We start from the raw sequence: 17,178 nt of genomic DNA, 5'->3' as shown, positions 1-17,178 counted from the left end.
TTTTTTAGCTTTTCTTAGAATCTAGTTTTTTAATCACTCTCATATTATAAGACCATGATGCTAGTCACAGCTAGCTATACCTAATGTGTGGTAGAGATAAAAATGGCATTAATCTAAAATTTTTAGTCCTTTAGCTATCATGCTAGTAGATTAACTAAGGAGGTTAAAAGCTATGACTAGAATTATTACTCAAGCAGATGCAAGCACGCTTCAAGCAGTAAAAGACATGCTTTTAAAAGTTGACCCTGATGCGACTTTTGAAAGCTATGATGAAACAAACTATCTAAGCAAAGAAGACCAGAAAAATCTCAAAGAGCTTTTAGAAGCAGATGATAGAGGAGAGATAGAATACATAAGCTTGGAAGAGTGTGAAGCAGAGATAGATGCTTACTTAAAGTCAAAGACTTTAGGCGCTTAATGAAGATTACATCTAGCAGACAGTTTACAGCGGAGTTAAAAGCTATATTAAATTTTTATTTGGCTAGGAGTGAGCAAGCATCAATAAAATTCCGCAATGACTTATTTGCAAAGATTGAAAGTATCCCTTACATGCCCTATCGTTTTAGAAAGAATAAAAGTGCAAATGAAGAAAATATAAGGGATTTAGTTTTTAAAGGCTATGTCGTGGTATTTAGGATTGATGATACAACTATCAAAATCCTATCTATATACAGATACAACCTCCCTAGCCTTTTAGAAGATGAGTTTTAACCTTCTAGCCTTCTTAGAAAAAGAAAGCTAGAAGCTAAAACTTACTGCTTTAGGTTTAAAAGTGTATTTAGAATCTGATCTGAGGTAGTAACAGCTTTTGAGTTTGCTTGAAAGCCTCTTTGCACAACTATAAGTTGAGTTAAAGCACGACTAAGATCCACGTTACTCATCTCTAGCTTAGACCCACTTACTCCACCTCTTCGCCCAGTATTAGCAGCGCCGATTGAAGGTTCGCCACTATTGCCAGTTTGAGAGAAGATATTACCGCCTTTGGCTTGAAGACCTGCGTCATTAGCAAAGTTAGCTAGGGCTACTTGAGCTAAGGCTAAAGTCTTACCGTTACTAAAAGCACCTAAAAGAGATCCATTAGAATCAAACCTAACATCCATCAAGTCCCCCGCACCATAACCATTTTGATTAATAGTATAGGTTTCTGAGATCTTATCCACACTTGTTAGTCCATTAAAAGTAGCACCACTTCCAAAGTTAAGCTCTAGTCTTTGAGGACTATCAGCACCATTTTTTGGATCAAACTGAAGCATAGGAGGGTTCATCCCAGCTAAACTTCCATCATCATTAAAAGTAACTTTTCCACCTTCAAAGATGTTAGGATGGCTTGCAGACCCACCTACAAACTCACTTGGCTCAGGTACTATAGCCCTAAAGCCCCACTCTTTAGTCCCAGTCTTATAAAACTCAAATCTAACAGTGTGCTTGCTTCCTAGGCTATCTACTACATCTATACTTGTGCCATGTATCGCGTGGGAGAACTTACTAGAAGTAGATGACACTCCACCTTCTACAAGGCTAGCAGTATTAAGCCCTCTCATAGCGTCTCTAAAAAGTACATTAGTACTAACTGACTTAGAGCTATAAGCACTTGAGACTATGTTTAAGTTTTGCTGCTTACCATCGTTATCGTCTTTATTATGTATCTCAAACATGCCGTACTTATTTAAAGTTACACTAACACTAGCTGTAGAATCTGCATAAGCTCTATCAGGATGTTTTATCATATTAGCATCATACTGCATAAGCTCTCTTAAGTCTTCAGTAGTCCTAAACTGCCCAGTTGTGGAATCTGCATCTACATTATTAGTGTAGCGATATCTAAAAGCAGTTATATCTCTATCACCTTTTACAAAGTTAGAAAAGACACCTGTCCCACTATCAGTAATGATGATATTTTTAGTACTAGCATCACCATCTAGTTCATTTTTATTTTCTAGTCTTAGCTGGCCATTATCCACATAAGCTTCAACACCAGTTTTATTTTTAACAGAGTTTATAGCAAGCTGGGCTGCACTTAGAGAGCTAAGACCTGAGAGGGCTGAGTCATTACTTACATTAATCTTAGTGCCATTTATTGAAACTGTGCTTGGCTCTTTACTAGCTACTATATTATTAGTAAGAGTAGCAGTCTTATAACTCATCCATATACCTTGGTTTTCACTAAGCCCTAAAGAGTCACCATTTTCATTAAAAAGTGCACCTAAGTCTTCACCGACTTGGGTTATGTTCATCTTAGAGTCATACTGTGGATTTACTCCATTAGCCAAAGTTCTAGTTGTAGAATCTAGTGCTGCTACATTTTGGGTCTGTGCTACGTGACGCCCTGCGTTTAGGTTAGCCCTCATAGATATAGCAGTAGTTGACCTAGCTGGCATAACCATGCCCGGGTCTATTTGTATATTTTGCAAAGGACCAGTGTTATCAACTTTAAAAAAGTCAGCATCACTCATATTGCCACTGCCTTTATCAAGTGGGTCTCTGTTCCAACCTTGCACTACATAGCCTCCAGCAGTGACAAGATTCCCATTAGCATCAAACATAAAAGAGCCATCTCTTGTAAAGTCTTTAGTTATACCCCTATCAGGACTTATAACAAAAAAGCCATCACCTTCTATAGCAAGGTCAGTTTTAACATCTGTGTTTTGGATGTTTCCTTGTGAGAAGACCTTAGAAGTAGAGTTTACGCCAACTCCTAGACCTACTGAGAAGTCATTTTGCCCACCTAGGCCATTTTGATAAGGGCTAGTGGCGATTTGCTTAACTTGGGAAAGCATGTCCACAAAAGATGCCCTTGAGTACTTAAAGCCCACTGTATTGACGTTTGCTATATTATTGCTTTCTACATCTAATGCTACTTGGTGAGCTTGCATACCACTCACACCTGACCACAATGAACGCAGCATAGTAATCCTTTTGGTATTGAAATATTTAACTCATAAAAGCAAAAATAGTTCCTTTATAATGCTTGTGATAGAATCCACTTTAATTTTTTAAACTTTCATATGAAGGGTATAATTTAAAAAACGCATCTATTTTCAAGTAAGTGAGGACTTTCATGCATAAAGATTCTAAGATTTTTATAGCTGGCCATAGAGGTCTTGTAGGCTCTAGCATACATAAAGAGCTAAGCGATCAAGATTTTAGTAATCTTTTAGTAAGAAATAAATCAGAGCTTGACTTGCTAGACACAGTCGCAGTTAAAAAGTTTTTTGAAGAACAAAAGCCTGATGTAGTCTTCCTAGCAGCTGCTAAAGTTGGTGGAATCTTGGCTAATAACACTTATAGGGCTGACTTTTTGTATGAAAACCTAACTATACAAAATAATGTCATCCACTCTGCCTACCTAAGTGGCGTTAAAAAGCTAATCTTTCTAGGAAGTAGTTGTATCTATCCTAAAAATGCACCCTGCCCTATAAAAGAAGATAGTCTCCTTACTGCTCCACTAGAGTACACTAACGAACCCTACGCTATAGCCAAAATCGCCGGTCTTAAACTCTGTGAAAGCTATAACCTTCAGTATAAAACTAACTTTATAAGCCTTATGCCTACTAATATGTATGGGCCTAATGACAACTATAACCTAGCTAGCTCGCACGTCATGCCAGCACTCATTAGAAAGATAGTGCTTGCTAAGTGGCTAGAAGAAGGCAAGCTAGACTTAGTAAAAAACAATCTTAAAGATGAGTGCCCAAGTGATATAAAAGACATCAAGGCTTATCTCAAAAACTTTGGCATTACTAAAGATAGTGTAATAATTTGGGGAAGTGGGCGTCCAAGAAGGGAGTTTTTACATAGTAGTGACTTAGCCAAAGCCTGCGTATTTGTAGCTAAAAATGTAAACTTTAAAGACTTGATAGCTGATAAAAAAGAGATAAGAAACACTCACATAAATGTAGGCTATGGCAAAGATATAAGCATAGCTGAACTCGCAGGGATGATAAAAGACATAGTTGGCTTTAAGGGCTCTTTAGTGCATGATATATCAAAGCCAGATGGCGTTATGCAAAAAGTTATGGATGTAAGCAAGCTAGAAAAGCTAGGCTTTAAGCCACAAGTTGGGCTAAAAGAAGGAGTTAGCCAAGTTATAGCTAGCTATCTAGAAAGCTTTGAAAGCAAACAATAAAGCACAAAAAAGGAAAAGTATGAACTCTCTTGCATCAAAACTTATATTCTTAGTCCTTGCTTCCTCACTAGCCTTAAGCCTTCAAGCTAGGGATAATCCCTTCCAGTCCAAGCTTAATCAAAGAGACTTTATAGATATGCAAGATAAAGCACCTAAGCCTTTTTTAGATTCTTTAAATGTAAAGTTACCAAGTACTGCTAGGGAGTTAGATTCCATAATCATAAACTATAAAAACATAGATGGCTCAACTGCCACTAAAACTATCAAGCTAGATACAAGCATAGACTGGCACTACCCTATAAAGATCTCACAAGATGAAGCACTAAAAGATATAAATAAACGTTACTTTAATCTCTACAAATTTGACTTTTACATACTAAAAAACTCACTTGAGATCCTAAGCCCACTTAAACTAGAAAGAAGCTTCCTTCTTGCCTCTCCTATGCGTATAATTATGGATTATAAGAGGGAATCTAGAGATGAGTTTAGTAGCCAAGTCAAAACTAACTTACAGTACTTTAGTGCTGTAAGCGTTGAAACGCATGCTACCTTTTATAGAGTTACCCTCACTTTAGATGGACAATATAAGTATAAGGTAGCAAGAAATGCCAACACCTACAAAATCACACTTCAGTAAAGAAAATATAGTACTTATAGGTTTTATGGGAAGTGGAAAAAGCACGGTAGGAAAGCTCCTAGCAAGTGAGTTAAACTACACCTTTCTAGATAGTGATGCTTGGATAGAATCTAAGCTTAATATGAGTGTAAAAGAGATCTTTGCCGCAAGAAGTGAAAGCTACTTTAGAGGTCTAGAAAAGATGTTTATAGATGCACACTCTAATGACCACTCACTAGTCATAGCTACAGGAGGTGGCATGCCCTGTTTTAATGACACAAAACCCTTAGGTGTAAACATCTACCTAGACACTAGTTTTGAAGTCATAAAAGAAAGACTAAGGAGTGATGCTTCAAGACCTTTATTTAAAAACGAAGCCATAGCTTTAGAGCTTTTTAAAAAAAGAGATTCTATATATAGGAAAGCTAAGTTTATAGTAGATGGCAACTTAGAACCCTTAGTAGTTAAAGATTGCATATTAAAGCTTTTAAGCAGCTACAAACTCCCTTAAAAGCCTTTTTTAAAGCCTTTGCTTAAGGCTGCCAAAGTCATCACTTAGCTACTAAAAGATTCTATTAATCTTACTTAAAGTCTTTAAAAGCAGCTACTGCTTCTTGCACATCCTTGTCATTAGGATGTTTTTTACCTTCCTTCCAAAAGACCTCCCTTTGAGGCGTTATAGGACTTCCTTCAGCAAGTGCCCTCTTTCTTGCAGCTTCAAGTTGTATATCACTTATAGCTCCTTGACAGTAAAAAACCTTAACTATCTCATTATCATTAGCCTTAAAAAACTCTTTTATCCTTTCTTTCAAAGCGCTAGCTCGATCACTTTTTGGATCCCCTCCAAGCGTATAAAATATGCCAACTTTTTTACCTCTAATCTTTTGTGTAAACCTTTCTGCATCAACTCCCATAAACCCCTTATCTATATAGAATCCAAAGATGATTTGCTTATAGTTTTCAAAGCTTTCCCCCTCACAGTCTCCTACACACTTAAGCTCACAGTTAAGATTTTTAGCGATAGCCTCTGCTAGCTTTTTTGTATTACCCGTTAGGCTGTCATAAACTACTATGTTTTTCATACTTCTCCTTTTTGTCTTATCTAGATGCTTACACTAATGCGATGCAGTGACTAAATGATAACTAAAAGGAGTGACTTCGCATTTGCAAGGCTAGAATGTTTCTTGAGAAACATTAAAGTGTCAGTCAATCTCAAATATTAAATTTTTAGATTCTTATGCCTTAACATTAGGAGTATGGTACGCACAACGTGGAAATCTCCACATAGTAATTACAAGACTACTTTAACCCTATGGTAATCCGTAGTTCAATACAGCCTTAATGTAGTAGTCAAATAAAAATATGATGTAAATTAAGTATTAATTTTAACTAGAAGGCATCTAGCCTAGTGCAGTAATCTTAACTTCGACATCTTAACGCTAGCTTATGCGATCAAGCCATAGCAAGCATGTAGCAATAGACTTACTAAAAGCAAGACTTACGCCTTAATAGTCTAATAAAAATCTTATATGAATATATAATTAGCTTCATTGGCTTAGGATAGTTTTGATATTTACTTTTATCTATGCCATTAAGCAAGCGTTCCTTTAAACTCCCATAAGCACCACATCTTATAGACACCATGCACTCTACTATAAACTTTAAAGGCGTTGCATCTAAAAGCATAAATAAAAGCTTCTTCTCACCTGACTTAAAGTAGATGTATCTTATATCTGGGTTATCTCTAAGCACACTAGCTAGTAGCTCCCTAGCTTCCCTTAGACTATCAAAAAGATTAGATTCCTCTGTAAAAAAGTTTAGATAGTAAGTACAAACATCAAAGTAAGCATAAAGCAAACCCTCTTCTAGTCCCTTTATACCTCTTTGTTTTATGACTTCATAAGACCTAGTTATGATCCTTATGCCATCTAGTGGATTTGAAAGCTTAGCTATGGTGCTATCCATATTGCCTCTATTTACCCCATAACGCTTATTCATCCTAGCTGTGTAGAGAAGTCTAGGCACAAAGCAGATCTTTTTAGCACAAGCAAAGGCTATAAAAGAAACATCTGTATCTTCAAAGTCACAGTCTTGAAAGCAAAGTCCTTCTTTTAGAAAAAACTCTTTTTTATACATCTTAAAGCAAGCACCCGCGTTAAAGTGGCGCCAAAAGTTAGAGTTAGCCTCACTAGCTTTAAATACTAAAGCACCTGTTTTGCTAGCATGTCTTGCTCTAAAAGGACTGTGAGTGTATTCATCTTTAGCTTCATTATAGATATTATTAACACAGTAAGCCATATCTGCATCACTAGATTCTATAGCTTTAAGATGGCTTTCAACGCAGTCTAGTGCAAGGTAGTCATCACTATCTACAAAGGCTATATACTCACCCTTAGCTATGCTTACACCATAGTTTCTAGCAAGACTTGGATGGCCACTTCTTTGCTTGCTTTCAAAAAGTCTTATACGCTTATCTTCATCTGCGTGCTTTTTTAATAGTGTCAAACTATCATCACTTGAAGCATCATCAACTATGATGATTTCTAGCTCCTTAAAGCTTTGCTCTCTTAGACTATTTATACACTCATCTATATAGGCTTTATTATTATAGTTTGAGACTATTAGAGAAACTAAGGCACTTGGATGCTCTAAGGCTTTGTTATACTCTAGCAAGGCTTCTTTACAAGATTCTATAAAGCTAGGACTAGCTAGATCTAAGTTTTTAAATCTTATCTCTTTAGCCTTGCTTTTAACACCACTTTCAATCTTGCTTTCTTCTAATCTAGCCTTATCCAATAAAGATGCCTGCTTTAATGTGCTGCTTGCACTACTATTATCTAGATTATCTAAGTTCATCTCTCTAGGTGAGAGATTTCCCCCCCCCCCCCCCCTTGAAGCGATCACTGCCTTCTATCACTAAGTGCCTCCTTTTTTAAAATATCATTTTGTGATTTTAGCTTATAGAGGATGTTTTTAAAAGTTCAAATTTAGATTAAAGTTCAGGTTAACGTAAATAGAAGCGCTAAAAAGGCTATATGGCTTATCACATAACATGTCATTGTGCTAGGAGACTAAAAGATAGCATGGCAATTATGTATTTTTAGATTCTATAAAAAATGTTTTTATGCATTTATATTAGTTTTACTTCCCATCATTATTAAGAAAGAAAAAGATCTCTTAGATAGTCAGTGTTTCTCAAGAAACATTAACCTTACAAGTTTTTAGTCCCTTCTTAAAAAGCCCTTGCCCTACTCTAAGATATTATAGGCTTCTTCACCATGCAAGCTTACATCTAAGCCATCATCTTCTGCCCTATCCTCCACACGTAGCCTCATAAACAAAGATAGAATCTTAAATATCACAAAGCTAACCACACCAGAAAGTATGATGCTAAAAAGCACTCCAAAGACTTGCTCTCCTAAAAGGTGAAAGCTACCACTGTAAAAAAGCCCTTCTGATGCTATCTTGCCTACTGCGTCATTAATGCCTGAGCTTGCAAAAAGACCCGTAGCTATACCACCCCAGATACCACCTATACCGTGCAAGCCAAAGGCATCAAGTGTATCGTCATACTTTAGCTTAGCCTTTACATAGCTTATACCAAAAAAGCAAAGTGGAGAGGCTAGAAAGCCTATTATCACAGCAGGTATGGGACTGACATAGCCAGCAGCTGGAGTGATGGCGACAAGACCTGCTATAAGCCCCGTAGTCCCACCTAGTAAAGTAGGCTTTTTATACTTTATCCACTCTATACTTAGCCAGCCAAGCAGTCCAGCAGCTGCTGCTAGTATAGTGGCTACTAGGGCATGAACTGCTACTTCATCTATAGCCCCACTACTCCCTGCGTTAAAGCCAAGCCAGCCAAAGAAAAGTAGCATGGCACCTAAAAAGCTAAAAGGGAGGTTATGAGGCATATTGCCTTCTATCATATGGCTTTTTCTACAGCCTATGACTAAAGCACCCACAAGCCCTGCGATACCAGCACTTATATGCACCACGCCTCCACCTGCAAAGTCTAGCCCACCTCTATGAAGTAAAAAGCCATTTTCACTCCATGTAGCGTGTGCTAGGATGTTATAAACTATCAAACTCCAAAGCGTAGTAAAGATGATGATAACGCTAAATCGCACACGCCCAACTAGCGAGCCGCCGATGATGGCTGTGCTGATGATGGCAAACATCATCTGAAATAGCATAAATAAGAGATTAGGCACGCCATTTTCATTAACGCCTTTTAGATTCTCTAAAGCAAAGAAGTTAAAACCTCCTATGATACCTATGCCAGTGTCGTGTCCAAAGCTTAAAGTAAAGCCTATGAGAGCCCACTCTATAGCGACAACTCCAAAGACTACAAAACTGTTCATAATCGTACTTAGTGCGTTCTTAGACTTAGTCATCCCAGAGTAAAACATAGCCAGTGCTGGTGTCATAAGAAGTACTAACATAGTACATAAGAGTATAAAAACTGTATTTGCCCCATCTATCATCATCTATCCTTTTTTTGTATTTAGAATCCTAAATAGCCTCATAGCCACTTTGCCCTGTGCGTATGCGTATAACATCTGCAACAGGTAAGATGACTATCTTGCCATCTCCTACTTGCCCGCTTGCTAGCGTTTTAAGTGCTATGTCTTTTATCCTTTCTACGTCTTCTTCTTTGGCTATTATCTCAACTCTTATGCGCGGCATTAAGTTAGCTGTTATCTGAGAGCCCCTATAGATCTCAACCTTGCCTTTTTGGTTACCCTGGCCACTTACGTTAATAATAGTCATGCCAGTTATGCCCTCTTTAAAGTAAGCATCTCTTAGCATGCCTATCTTGTTGTGTTTAGTTGTGATTTCTATCTTATAGATTTGATTGCTCATGTGAAATACTCCTTGTGGTTTTTGATGTTAGATAAACTCTAGCATTATAGAGTATCACCTATGGAGACTATTAAGCCTAGTGGAGTTTAAGTGAGGTTTTTAAGCCTTCTAAATATGCAATATATCAATGGTTAATTAATATAAACACATATTGTGTTAAGTAGAATTATAATATATTGAGCTTAAACTAAGATAAAGCCTATTTGGGTACTTAGCGAGAGCTTAAGGTGTGTAAATATAGAATCTAAACTGCTTCAGAAGTAGTATTTAAGAAAGATTTAAGTTAACTAAATTTTTATCACATAATGATGATAGGCTTTAAAGTTTATATATTTTTTACTTTTTAAGGATAAGTGTTAAATAAACAACGATCAAATACTAGTTTACAACGATCATTAGTGCAATATTTTTATTTTTTATATATGGGCACCCATTGGATCACCTTATAACAAAAAAATGATAGTAGGATCCAAGCAAAGTAACATTATTTTTACCATCTTGCATAGCCTTTAACCATGTCTGTGCGTGTTGTTAGATTGGTGTTTTATAAGGAAGGTTAATGGGAGAAAAGATTCTAGATAGTGAAAGTTTCATAGTCTCCAAAACAGACTTAAAGGGAAATATAACTTATTGCAATCAAGTATTTTTAAAAATGATAAACGCCAAAAATAGCGAAGTGATAAACAAGCCTCAAAGCATAGTTAGACACAAAGATATGCCGCGAGGTATCTTCAAACTGCTATGGGATAGGATAAAAGCCAAGCAAGAAGTCTTTGCTTATGTTAAAAATAAGACTTTTGATGGCAACTACTACTGGGTTTTTGCAAATGTCACAGCTTCAGTTGATGAAAGTGGAAAGATTATAGGCTACTACTCAGTTAGACGTAAAGCCAACCCACTAGCCCTAAACGCCATAGAATCTTTATACAGAGGTATGAAAGACGTTGAAAAAAGAAGTAGCTTAGAAGCTTCTATGAGATTTTTAGATGAGTATCTAAAGCAAAAAGATGTGAGCTATGACGCCTTAGTAAACTCTTTACAGAGGATGAGGGGGTAGGGTATGGGACTATTTGGAAGAAAGAAAAGCAGCGTTTATGAAGAGATACTATCTACTATCTCAAAGGTTCAGCATGGTGACTTAGAAACTAGGATCATAGATGTAGAAAGTGACCCTAAGCTTAATGATATAGCCATAGGTATAAACAACCTACTAGACCAAGTAGAAGCCTTTATGAGAGAAAGCACTACCTGTATAGAAGCAGCGACTAATGGCATAGCTTATAGGAATCTTTTTACTGAAGGCTTTAAGGGGCTTTTTAAGGTTAACGCTATAGCTATGAGTGAAGGTGTAAAAGGCATACTAGAAGGGCAAAAAGGTAGAGTAAGGGCTGCTATCAATGAAAAGTTCTCAGAGCTAGATAATGGTAATAAGGGCATAGGCTGCGTACAAAATGACCTTCAGATAAATATGCAAGAACTAGATATCATAAAACAAACCTCGCAAAAAACTGCCCAGCAAGCAAAAGAAAGCATAAACCAAGTAGATGTCTTATGCGGTAACTTAAACGACTTGGGTAATACTTCAACAAAAGCTCTTGAAACCTTAGACTTACGTGCCAATGAGATAAGTCGCGTTATAAACATGATAAAAGACATAGCTGACCAAACCAACCTCTTAGCGCTAAATGCAGCTATAGAAGCAGCTAGGGCTGGTCAACATGGACGGGGTTTTGCGGTAGTGGCTGATGAGATAAGAAAGCTTGCAGAGCACACTGCAAACGCACTTAATAATGCTAGTGCTAGTATAAACCTCCTTTTAAAAGAAGCAAAAGAACTAAACTCAAATAGTGACTCCACCAGCCACGCCATAGCAGAAGCTAAAGAAAATACTAAGAATCTAAAGATATCTTTAGAACGCTTTAGCCTAGATGCAAGCAATACTGCTAGTGTCTCAGCCCTTGCACAAACTAAAACCGCTGGGATACTAACTAAGATAAATCTAGTCATATACAAAATACTAGCTTATAACTACGCACTAAACACTCCAGATAGACTAAAACTAGACCAACAACAAAATATGCTAGAGAGTGAGTTTTTAAAGTACTTTGGAGACTCTTATACTAAAGAAGAAGTACTTAGATACCTAAAAGAGATGTATGGCATAGTAAATAAGCACATAGGCAAAGAGTTTGATATAAGGCAAATTGATGATATAGCAGGTGACTTTGAAACCTTAGAATCCACGAATAAGGCTATCTTTAATATCATAAATGATGCCTCGCAGATGAATAGTGTTCCTTTAAATCTTAAAAAACATTAAGCCATGGATGCAAGAAAGCCGGGCTTTACTTCAGCTGATAGTAAATTTTTACTTTATAACACTGACTGCAATAAGATCTTACCCTGCTACAAAGAAGTCTTTGATCTAATCTTTGCTGACCCGCCCTACTTTCTCTCAAGCGATGGCTTTACTATAAGTAGTGGCAAGATAGTAAGTGTAAATAAAGGAGAGTGGGATAAAGGTGCTGCTATAGATGAGATAGATAACTTTAATAGAGTTTGGCTAAAAAACGCCCATCTTGCTTTAAAAGATAATGGAAGCATACTTGTAAGTGGAACCTATCACAATGTTTTTTCACTAGGTAGAATCTTACAAGAGCTAAACTTTAAGATACTAAACATCATAACTTGGCAAAAAAGCAACCCTCCTCCAAACTTTAGCTGCCGCTACCTAACCCACTCAACAGAACAGATAATCTGGGCTAGAAAAAGTGAAAAGCACAAGCACATCTTTAACTACGATCTTTTAAAGTGCATAAATGATAACAAGCAGATGAAAGATGTTTGGAACTTCCCATCAATAGCCCCTTGGGAGAAACTCCAAGGCAAGCACCCAACCCAAAAGCCTTTACCTCTTTTAGTGCGTCTACTCTTAATGGCTAGTAATGAAGAAAGCCTGATATGTGACCCTTTTAGTGGAAGCTCTACAACTGGCATAGCTGCTAATCTCTTAGAGCGTAAGTTTATAGGTATAGAAAAAGATAGTGCCTTTTTTGATCTCTCCATAAGAAGAAAGCTAGAGTTAGATGAAAGTAGACTAAAGATAGAATCTAAACTCAAAGACTTGATGCTACTAAAAAAACAAGGTCTTTATAAAGATCAACTATCTTAGATAATCTAATCTCATAGAATGCAAAATCTACTTTTTATCTAAGTCATAAACTAAAAAGGCATAAGCCTAGCTTAGTACATAAACCTAGTGTGTATCTAAAAGCTTACTTTTTATATATGCTAAGTCTTACTATAGAATCTACTTTTGCTTTTAAAGCATGTTCAACCCCAGCTTCATCGATAACTTTCATATCGCCTTCTTTTAGTGTAAATATACTGCAAAGCACTTTTAGCTCTATCTCACCTTTAAGCACTTGGATAGCTATCATAGAAGGGGACTTGTGTGCTTTTATCTCTTCATTTGCTGGTATTACTATTTGCATCTCATCGCTTGAAGGGCTAGTTACTAACTTGTTAAACTGTACTTTTTTGCTGAAATCTGCTTCTAACCATTTAATCATTTTTTATCCTTATTAATCTTAATATAGAGATTATTCTAGCTAAATGTTATACTTTGAAATTGATACATATCAAATCTCCCCTCTTAAGGTTGACTTATGCAAGCAGGTATTATCGGTCTTGGGCTAATGGGTGGCTCGCTTGGACTAGCACTAAAAGAAACTAAGATGTTTAAAAGTGTAGTTGGCTATGATGAAAGCTTACTTCATGGAAGACAGGCTTTAACTTTAGGGCTAGTAGATGAGCTAGTAAGCTTAAAAGACTTGCAAGAGTGCGATATAGTCTATGTGGCAGTTCCTTTAGAATCTACTTTAGAAGTCTTAAAACACTTTGAAAATGTAGAAAGACCAAACTTTACTATAGTCGACTTAGGAAGTGTAAAAGATAAGATAGCAAAAAGCCTATCTCCCAAACTACAAAAGTACTACATAGGCGCCCATCCAATGTGTGGCACTGAGAATAGTGGGCCAAGTGCTAGTGTAAAAGACCTCTATAAACATAAAATTGCAATCCTTACTAACCTTGATAAAGCCTCAGCCTTTCAAGAAGCCTTTGCCAAAGAGATCTTTTTAGCCATAGGCATGCAAATAGTTAGCATGGATAGTGTAAGCCATGATAAACATGTAGCTTTTATCTCGCATCTACCGCATGTTTTAAGCTTTGCTTTGGTTAATGCCGTGCTTTCTCAAGAAAAGCCAGAAGATATATTGATGCTTGCAGGGGGAGGGTTTGTAAGTATGAGTAGACTTTCAAAATCAAGCCCAGTGACTTGGAGTGATATCTTTAAACAAAATAAAGATTTTTTAACCAAGTCAGTAAATGTCTTTGAAAAAGAGTTGGCAAAACTAAAAGGCTTTTTAGAAAAAGACGACTATGAGGGCTTAAAAGCGTGGATAAGCAATGCTAATAATATAAGTAATTTTCTGTAAAGAGGGCATTAAAGGATTCTATAAAAATTAATTTTATAAAATCTCACCCGTAATAGCTTAAGGAGTTAAAGATGAAAGATGGTTTTATGAAGGCTTTGAACTTCAGACATGCTTGCAAGGTATTTGATAGCACAAGGCAGATTCCAGATGAAGATTTTTATAAGATACTTGAAGGCGGGCGCTTAAGCCCTAGCTCACTTGGACTAGAGCCTACTAGACTTTTAGTTATAGAAGATAAGGCTTTGAGGGTCACTTTAAGAAAGGCTTGCTGGGATCAGCCTCAGATAACTGATGCTTCAAAGCTAGTGATATTTAAGTCTTTAAAGTGTGACATGCAGCCAGATAGTAACTATATACTAAAACAAGGCATGAGGAGAGTAAAGGGTGATAAAGAAAAGTTTGCCTACTTTGAAAAAGTCTATAAAGGCTTTTTAGAAGCTAATAACTATGTAGATGATGATATAAAAAACTGGACGGCAAGGCAGGCTTATATCATGGCTTCAACTATGGTAAATTACGCTGCATTTTTAAAAATAGATACTTGTTACTTGGAGGGCTTTATGAAAAAAGAAGTAGAAGAGATACTTAATATTGATACTTTTAAAGAGCAAGTAAGCCTTATGGTAGCCTTTGGCTATAGGAAAAATGAAGCAACCCCTAAGCTTAGAATCTCTTTAGATGAGTTAGTAAAGACTTTATAATGATAAATGTAGTTAAAAGAAATGGGATGCTTGAGCCTTTAGATGTGACTAAGATCCAAAAGTACACAAAGGATTCTGTAAAAGGACTAGCTGGTGTAAGTCAAAGCGAGCTAGAAGTTGATGCACAAATCCACTTTAAAGATGGAATCACAACTGAACAGATACAACAAACCTTAATAAAAACCGCAGTTGATAAGATAGATGTAGATACGCCAAATTGGACCTTTGTGGCAGCAAGGCTTTTTTTATATGACTTATATCATAGAGTAAGTAGACATAGTGGCTACCTTCACTTAAAAGAGTACTATGAAAGAGGTGAAAAAGAAGGCAAGCTTTTAAAGGGCATAAAAGAAAAGTTTGACCTAGACTTTTTGGATTCCAAAATCGACCCAAGTAGAGATTATAGTTTTAACTATCTTGGTGTTAAAACACTTTATGATAGATATCTTTTAAAAGATTCTAAAAACAACCCTATAGAGTTACCACAACATATGTTTATGGCTATAGCTATGTTTTTAGCACAAAATGAAGACAACCCAAACGAGGCAGCTTTTAGATTCTATGAAGTTATGTCTAAGTTTGAAGTTATGCCAGCAACCCCAACTCTTTCTAATGCAAGAACTACTCGCCACCAACTAAGCTCTTGCTACATAGGAAGCACACCAGATAACATAGAAGGTATCTTTGACTCTTATAAAGAGATGGCACTTCTAAGTAAGTATGGAGGTGGTATAGGCTGGGACTTCTCTAAAGTAAGAAGTATAGGAAGCTTTATAGATGGACACAAAAACGCAGCAGGCGGCATCATACCTTTCTTAAAGATAGCAAATGACGTAGCCATAGCCGTTGATCAACTTGGCACTAGAAAAGGTGCTATAGCCACTTATATAGAAGTGTGGCATAAAGACGTAGAAGACTTTATTGACCTAAGAAAAAATAGTGGCGAAGAACGAAGGAGGGCACATGACCTCTTTCCTGCACTTTGGATCTGTGACCTCTTTATGGAGCGTGTTGAAAGCAATGGTGAATGGAGTTTATTTGACCCATATGAAGTAAGCAACCTTCCTAATATCTATGGTGATGAGTTTAGGGCTGCTTATCTAGCTTATGAAAATAATACAAGCATATCAAGAAAGACTATAAAAGCTAAAGACCTATGGAAAAAAATCCTTACAAGCTGTTTTGAAAGCGGCATGCCTTTTCTTTGCTTTAAAGATAGTGCCAATAAGGCTAATCCAAATGCACACAAAGGGATTATTAGAAGCTCTAACCTCTGTACTGAGATCTTTCAAAACACCGAGCCTAGCCACTATGTAGTAGAAGTGATCTATGAAGATGACAGTATGGAAGAGTTTGAAGAATCTGAGTTAGTAACTCTTGATTCAGGTGTTAGCAAAAAGGCTAATAAACTAACAAGCATAGATTCCATAAAAGGCAAAAAGATTTTTTGTACAGAAAGAATCCAAAAAGGTGGTGCAACAGCAGTTTGTAACCTTGCAAGCATAAATCTAAGCCGGGTTAATACAAAAGAAGACTTAGAAAGAGTAGTGCCAATTGCCATAAACATGCTTGATAATGTAATCGACCTTAACTTCTATCCGGGCTATAAAGTCAAAAAGACTAATATAAAAAATAGGGCTATAGGACTAGGCGTCATGGGTGAGGCTGAGATGCTTGCGACTTCTAAGATAGTGTGGGGGAGTGAAGAACACCTACTTAAGATTGATGAGATATTAGAGACTATAAGCTTTAATGCCATCAAAGCTAGCTCAAACCTAGCACTTAAAAAAGGCACTTATCCAGACTATGAAGGAAGCAACTGGAGTAAAGGCATCTTCCCAATAGATGTGGCTAATAAAAATGCACTTAATCTTATAAAGCGTGAAGTTGACCTCTTTGCTAATACCTATGATTGGGATAGTTTAAGAAAGCTAGTTAAAAAACAAGGCATGCGTAATGGCTACTTAATGGCAGTAGCACCAACTAGCTCTATATCCATCCTAGTTGGCACAACCCAGACCATAGAGCCAATCTATCAAAAAAAGTGGTTTGAAGAAAACCTAAGCGGGCTTATAAAAGTAGTAGTCCCTAACTTGACCATCGAAACATTTGAGTACTACAAATCAGCCTATGACATAAACCAGCTAGACATTATAAGGGCTACAAGTGTGCGTCAAAAGTGGATAGACCAAGGTATCAGTACAAATATCTTTATGCGTCTAGAAAAGGCAAGTGGAAAAGTGCTAAACGACATCTATACGCTAGCTTGGAAGCTAGGGCTAAAAAGCACTTACTATCTAAGAAGTGAAAGTCCTAACGCTGAAGAGGTTATGGATAGAAGCTTTGAGTGCTTTAACTGCCAGTAGATTT

17 protein-coding genes are annotated in these 17,178 nt (G+C 36.8%); 11 read left to right on the top strand and 6 right to left on the bottom strand.

Translation table 11 applies throughout. The features are described from left to right. Positions 1-172: 172 nt before the first annotated feature. The gene (locus BKH40_RS02045) at positions 173-418 is read left to right on the top strand and encodes a hypothetical protein (protein WP_095276464.1); all 246 of its coding nucleotides are present in this window, start codon (positions 173-175) and stop codon (positions 416-418) included. Continuing rightward, the gene (locus tag BKH40_RS02040) at positions 418-711 is read left to right on the top strand and encodes a type II toxin-antitoxin system RelE/ParE family toxin (RefSeq protein ID WP_095276462.1); all 294 of its coding nucleotides are present in this window, start codon (positions 418-420) and stop codon (positions 709-711) included. The genes BKH40_RS02045 and BKH40_RS02040 overlap by 1 nt, the downstream gene beginning before the upstream one ends. A 41-nt stretch (positions 712-752) precedes the next feature. On the opposite strand, the gene flgE is transcribed toward BKH40_RS02040, so the two are convergent. Next, positions 753-2,906: a flagellar hook protein FlgE gene (gene flgE / locus BKH40_RS02035; RefSeq protein ID WP_095276459.1), complete on the bottom strand. Its 2,154-nt coding sequence runs from the start codon at positions 2,904-2,906 to the stop codon at positions 753-755. A gap of 152 nt (positions 2,907-3,058) precedes the next feature. On the opposite strand from flgE, the gene BKH40_RS02030 reads away from it, so the two are divergent. The 3 genes from BKH40_RS02030 to BKH40_RS02020 are packed head-to-tail and all read left to right on the top strand — an operon-like array spanning position 3,059 to position 5,253. Continuing rightward, positions 3,059-4,126 (top strand): GDP-L-fucose synthase, encoded by a 1,068-nt coding sequence (locus BKH40_RS02030; RefSeq protein ID WP_095276456.1) that lies wholly within the window; start codon positions 3,059-3,061, stop codon positions 4,124-4,126. 19 nt (positions 4,127-4,145) lie between these two features. After that, positions 4,146-4,763, top strand: coding sequence for an AMIN domain-containing protein (locus tag BKH40_RS02025; RefSeq protein ID WP_143428444.1), 618 nt, complete (start codon positions 4,146-4,148; stop codon positions 4,761-4,763). Next, the gene (locus tag BKH40_RS02020; protein ID WP_095276451.1) at positions 4,732-5,253 is read left to right on the top strand and encodes a shikimate kinase; all 522 of its coding nucleotides are present in this window, start codon (positions 4,732-4,734) and stop codon (positions 5,251-5,253) included. The genes BKH40_RS02025 and BKH40_RS02020 overlap by 32 nt, the downstream gene beginning before the upstream one ends. A gap of 70 nt (positions 5,254-5,323) precedes the next feature. On the opposite strand, the gene BKH40_RS02015 is transcribed toward BKH40_RS02020, so the two are convergent. The 4 genes from BKH40_RS02015 to BKH40_RS02000 all read right to left on the bottom strand — a co-directional run bounded on the left by BKH40_RS02015 (position 5,324) and on the right by BKH40_RS02000 (position 9,608). Beyond that, positions 5,324-5,824, bottom strand: coding sequence for a flavodoxin family protein (locus BKH40_RS02015; RefSeq protein WP_095276448.1), 501 nt, complete (start codon positions 5,822-5,824; stop codon positions 5,324-5,326). 403 nt (positions 5,825-6,227) lie between these two features. Next, complete coding sequence (locus tag BKH40_RS02010; protein ID WP_095276445.1) at positions 6,228-7,646, bottom strand: glycosyltransferase family 2 protein; 1,419 nt, start codon at positions 7,644-7,646, stop codon at positions 6,228-6,230. A 344-nt stretch (positions 7,647-7,990) separates the two neighbouring features. Continuing rightward, entirely contained in the window at positions 7,991-9,226 is a 1,236-nt protein-coding gene (locus BKH40_RS02005; protein ID WP_180675084.1) for an ammonium transporter, read from the bottom strand. Between the two features lie 31 nt (positions 9,227-9,257). Then, on the bottom strand, positions 9,258-9,608 hold the full coding sequence (locus tag BKH40_RS02000) for a P-II family nitrogen regulator (protein ID WP_095276439.1): 351 nt from the start codon (positions 9,606-9,608) through the stop codon (positions 9,258-9,260). A gap of 559 nt (positions 9,609-10,167) precedes the next feature. Between BKH40_RS02000 and BKH40_RS01995 the strand changes: the two genes are divergently transcribed. Genes BKH40_RS01995 through BKH40_RS01985 form a run of 3 tightly spaced genes read left to right on the top strand, consistent with a single transcriptional unit; the run spans position 10,168 to position 12,780 of the window. Further along, the gene (locus tag BKH40_RS01995) at positions 10,168-10,665 is read left to right on the top strand and encodes a PAS domain-containing protein (RefSeq protein WP_095276436.1); all 498 of its coding nucleotides are present in this window, start codon (positions 10,168-10,170) and stop codon (positions 10,663-10,665) included. Positions 10,666-10,668: 3 nt separating this feature from the next. Beyond that, positions 10,669-11,928, top strand: coding sequence for a methyl-accepting chemotaxis protein (locus BKH40_RS01990; protein ID WP_095276433.1), 1,260 nt, complete (start codon positions 10,669-10,671; stop codon positions 11,926-11,928). A 3-nt stretch (positions 11,929-11,931) separates the two neighbouring features. After that, complete coding sequence (locus BKH40_RS01985; protein ID WP_095276429.1) at positions 11,932-12,780, top strand: site-specific DNA-methyltransferase; 849 nt, start codon at positions 11,932-11,934, stop codon at positions 12,778-12,780. Positions 12,781-12,883: 103 nt separating this feature from the next. Here the strand turns inward: BKH40_RS01985 and BKH40_RS01980 are convergent, their stop codons facing one another. Then, positions 12,884-13,180 (bottom strand): hypothetical protein, encoded by a 297-nt coding sequence (locus tag BKH40_RS01980; protein ID WP_095276426.1) that lies wholly within the window; start codon positions 13,178-13,180, stop codon positions 12,884-12,886. Positions 13,181-13,276: 96 nt separating this feature from the next. On the opposite strand from BKH40_RS01980, the gene BKH40_RS01975 reads away from it, so the two are divergent. The 3 genes from BKH40_RS01975 to BKH40_RS01965 all read left to right on the top strand — a co-directional run bounded on the left by BKH40_RS01975 (position 13,277) and on the right by BKH40_RS01965 (position 17,174). Then, the gene (locus BKH40_RS01975) at positions 13,277-14,107 is read left to right on the top strand and encodes a prephenate dehydrogenase (protein WP_095276423.1); all 831 of its coding nucleotides are present in this window, start codon (positions 13,277-13,279) and stop codon (positions 14,105-14,107) included. A 71-nt stretch (positions 14,108-14,178) separates the two neighbouring features. Next, the gene (locus tag BKH40_RS01970) at positions 14,179-14,808 is read left to right on the top strand and encodes an NAD(P)H-dependent oxidoreductase (RefSeq protein ID WP_095276419.1); all 630 of its coding nucleotides are present in this window, start codon (positions 14,179-14,181) and stop codon (positions 14,806-14,808) included. Then, entirely contained in the window at positions 14,808-17,174 is a 2,367-nt protein-coding gene (locus BKH40_RS01965) for a ribonucleoside-diphosphate reductase subunit alpha (RefSeq protein ID WP_095276416.1), read from the top strand. Before BKH40_RS01970 ends, BKH40_RS01965 begins: the two co-directional genes overlap by 1 nt. Positions 17,175-17,178: the final 4 nt, after the last annotated feature.

The sequence above is a fragment of the Helicobacter sp. 11S02629-2 genome (genome assembly GCF_002272875.1).
Classification (GTDB): Bacteria; Campylobacterota; Campylobacteria; order Campylobacterales; family Helicobacteraceae; genus Helicobacter_I.
This window is presented reverse-complemented; position numbering and strand designations above follow the sequence as displayed.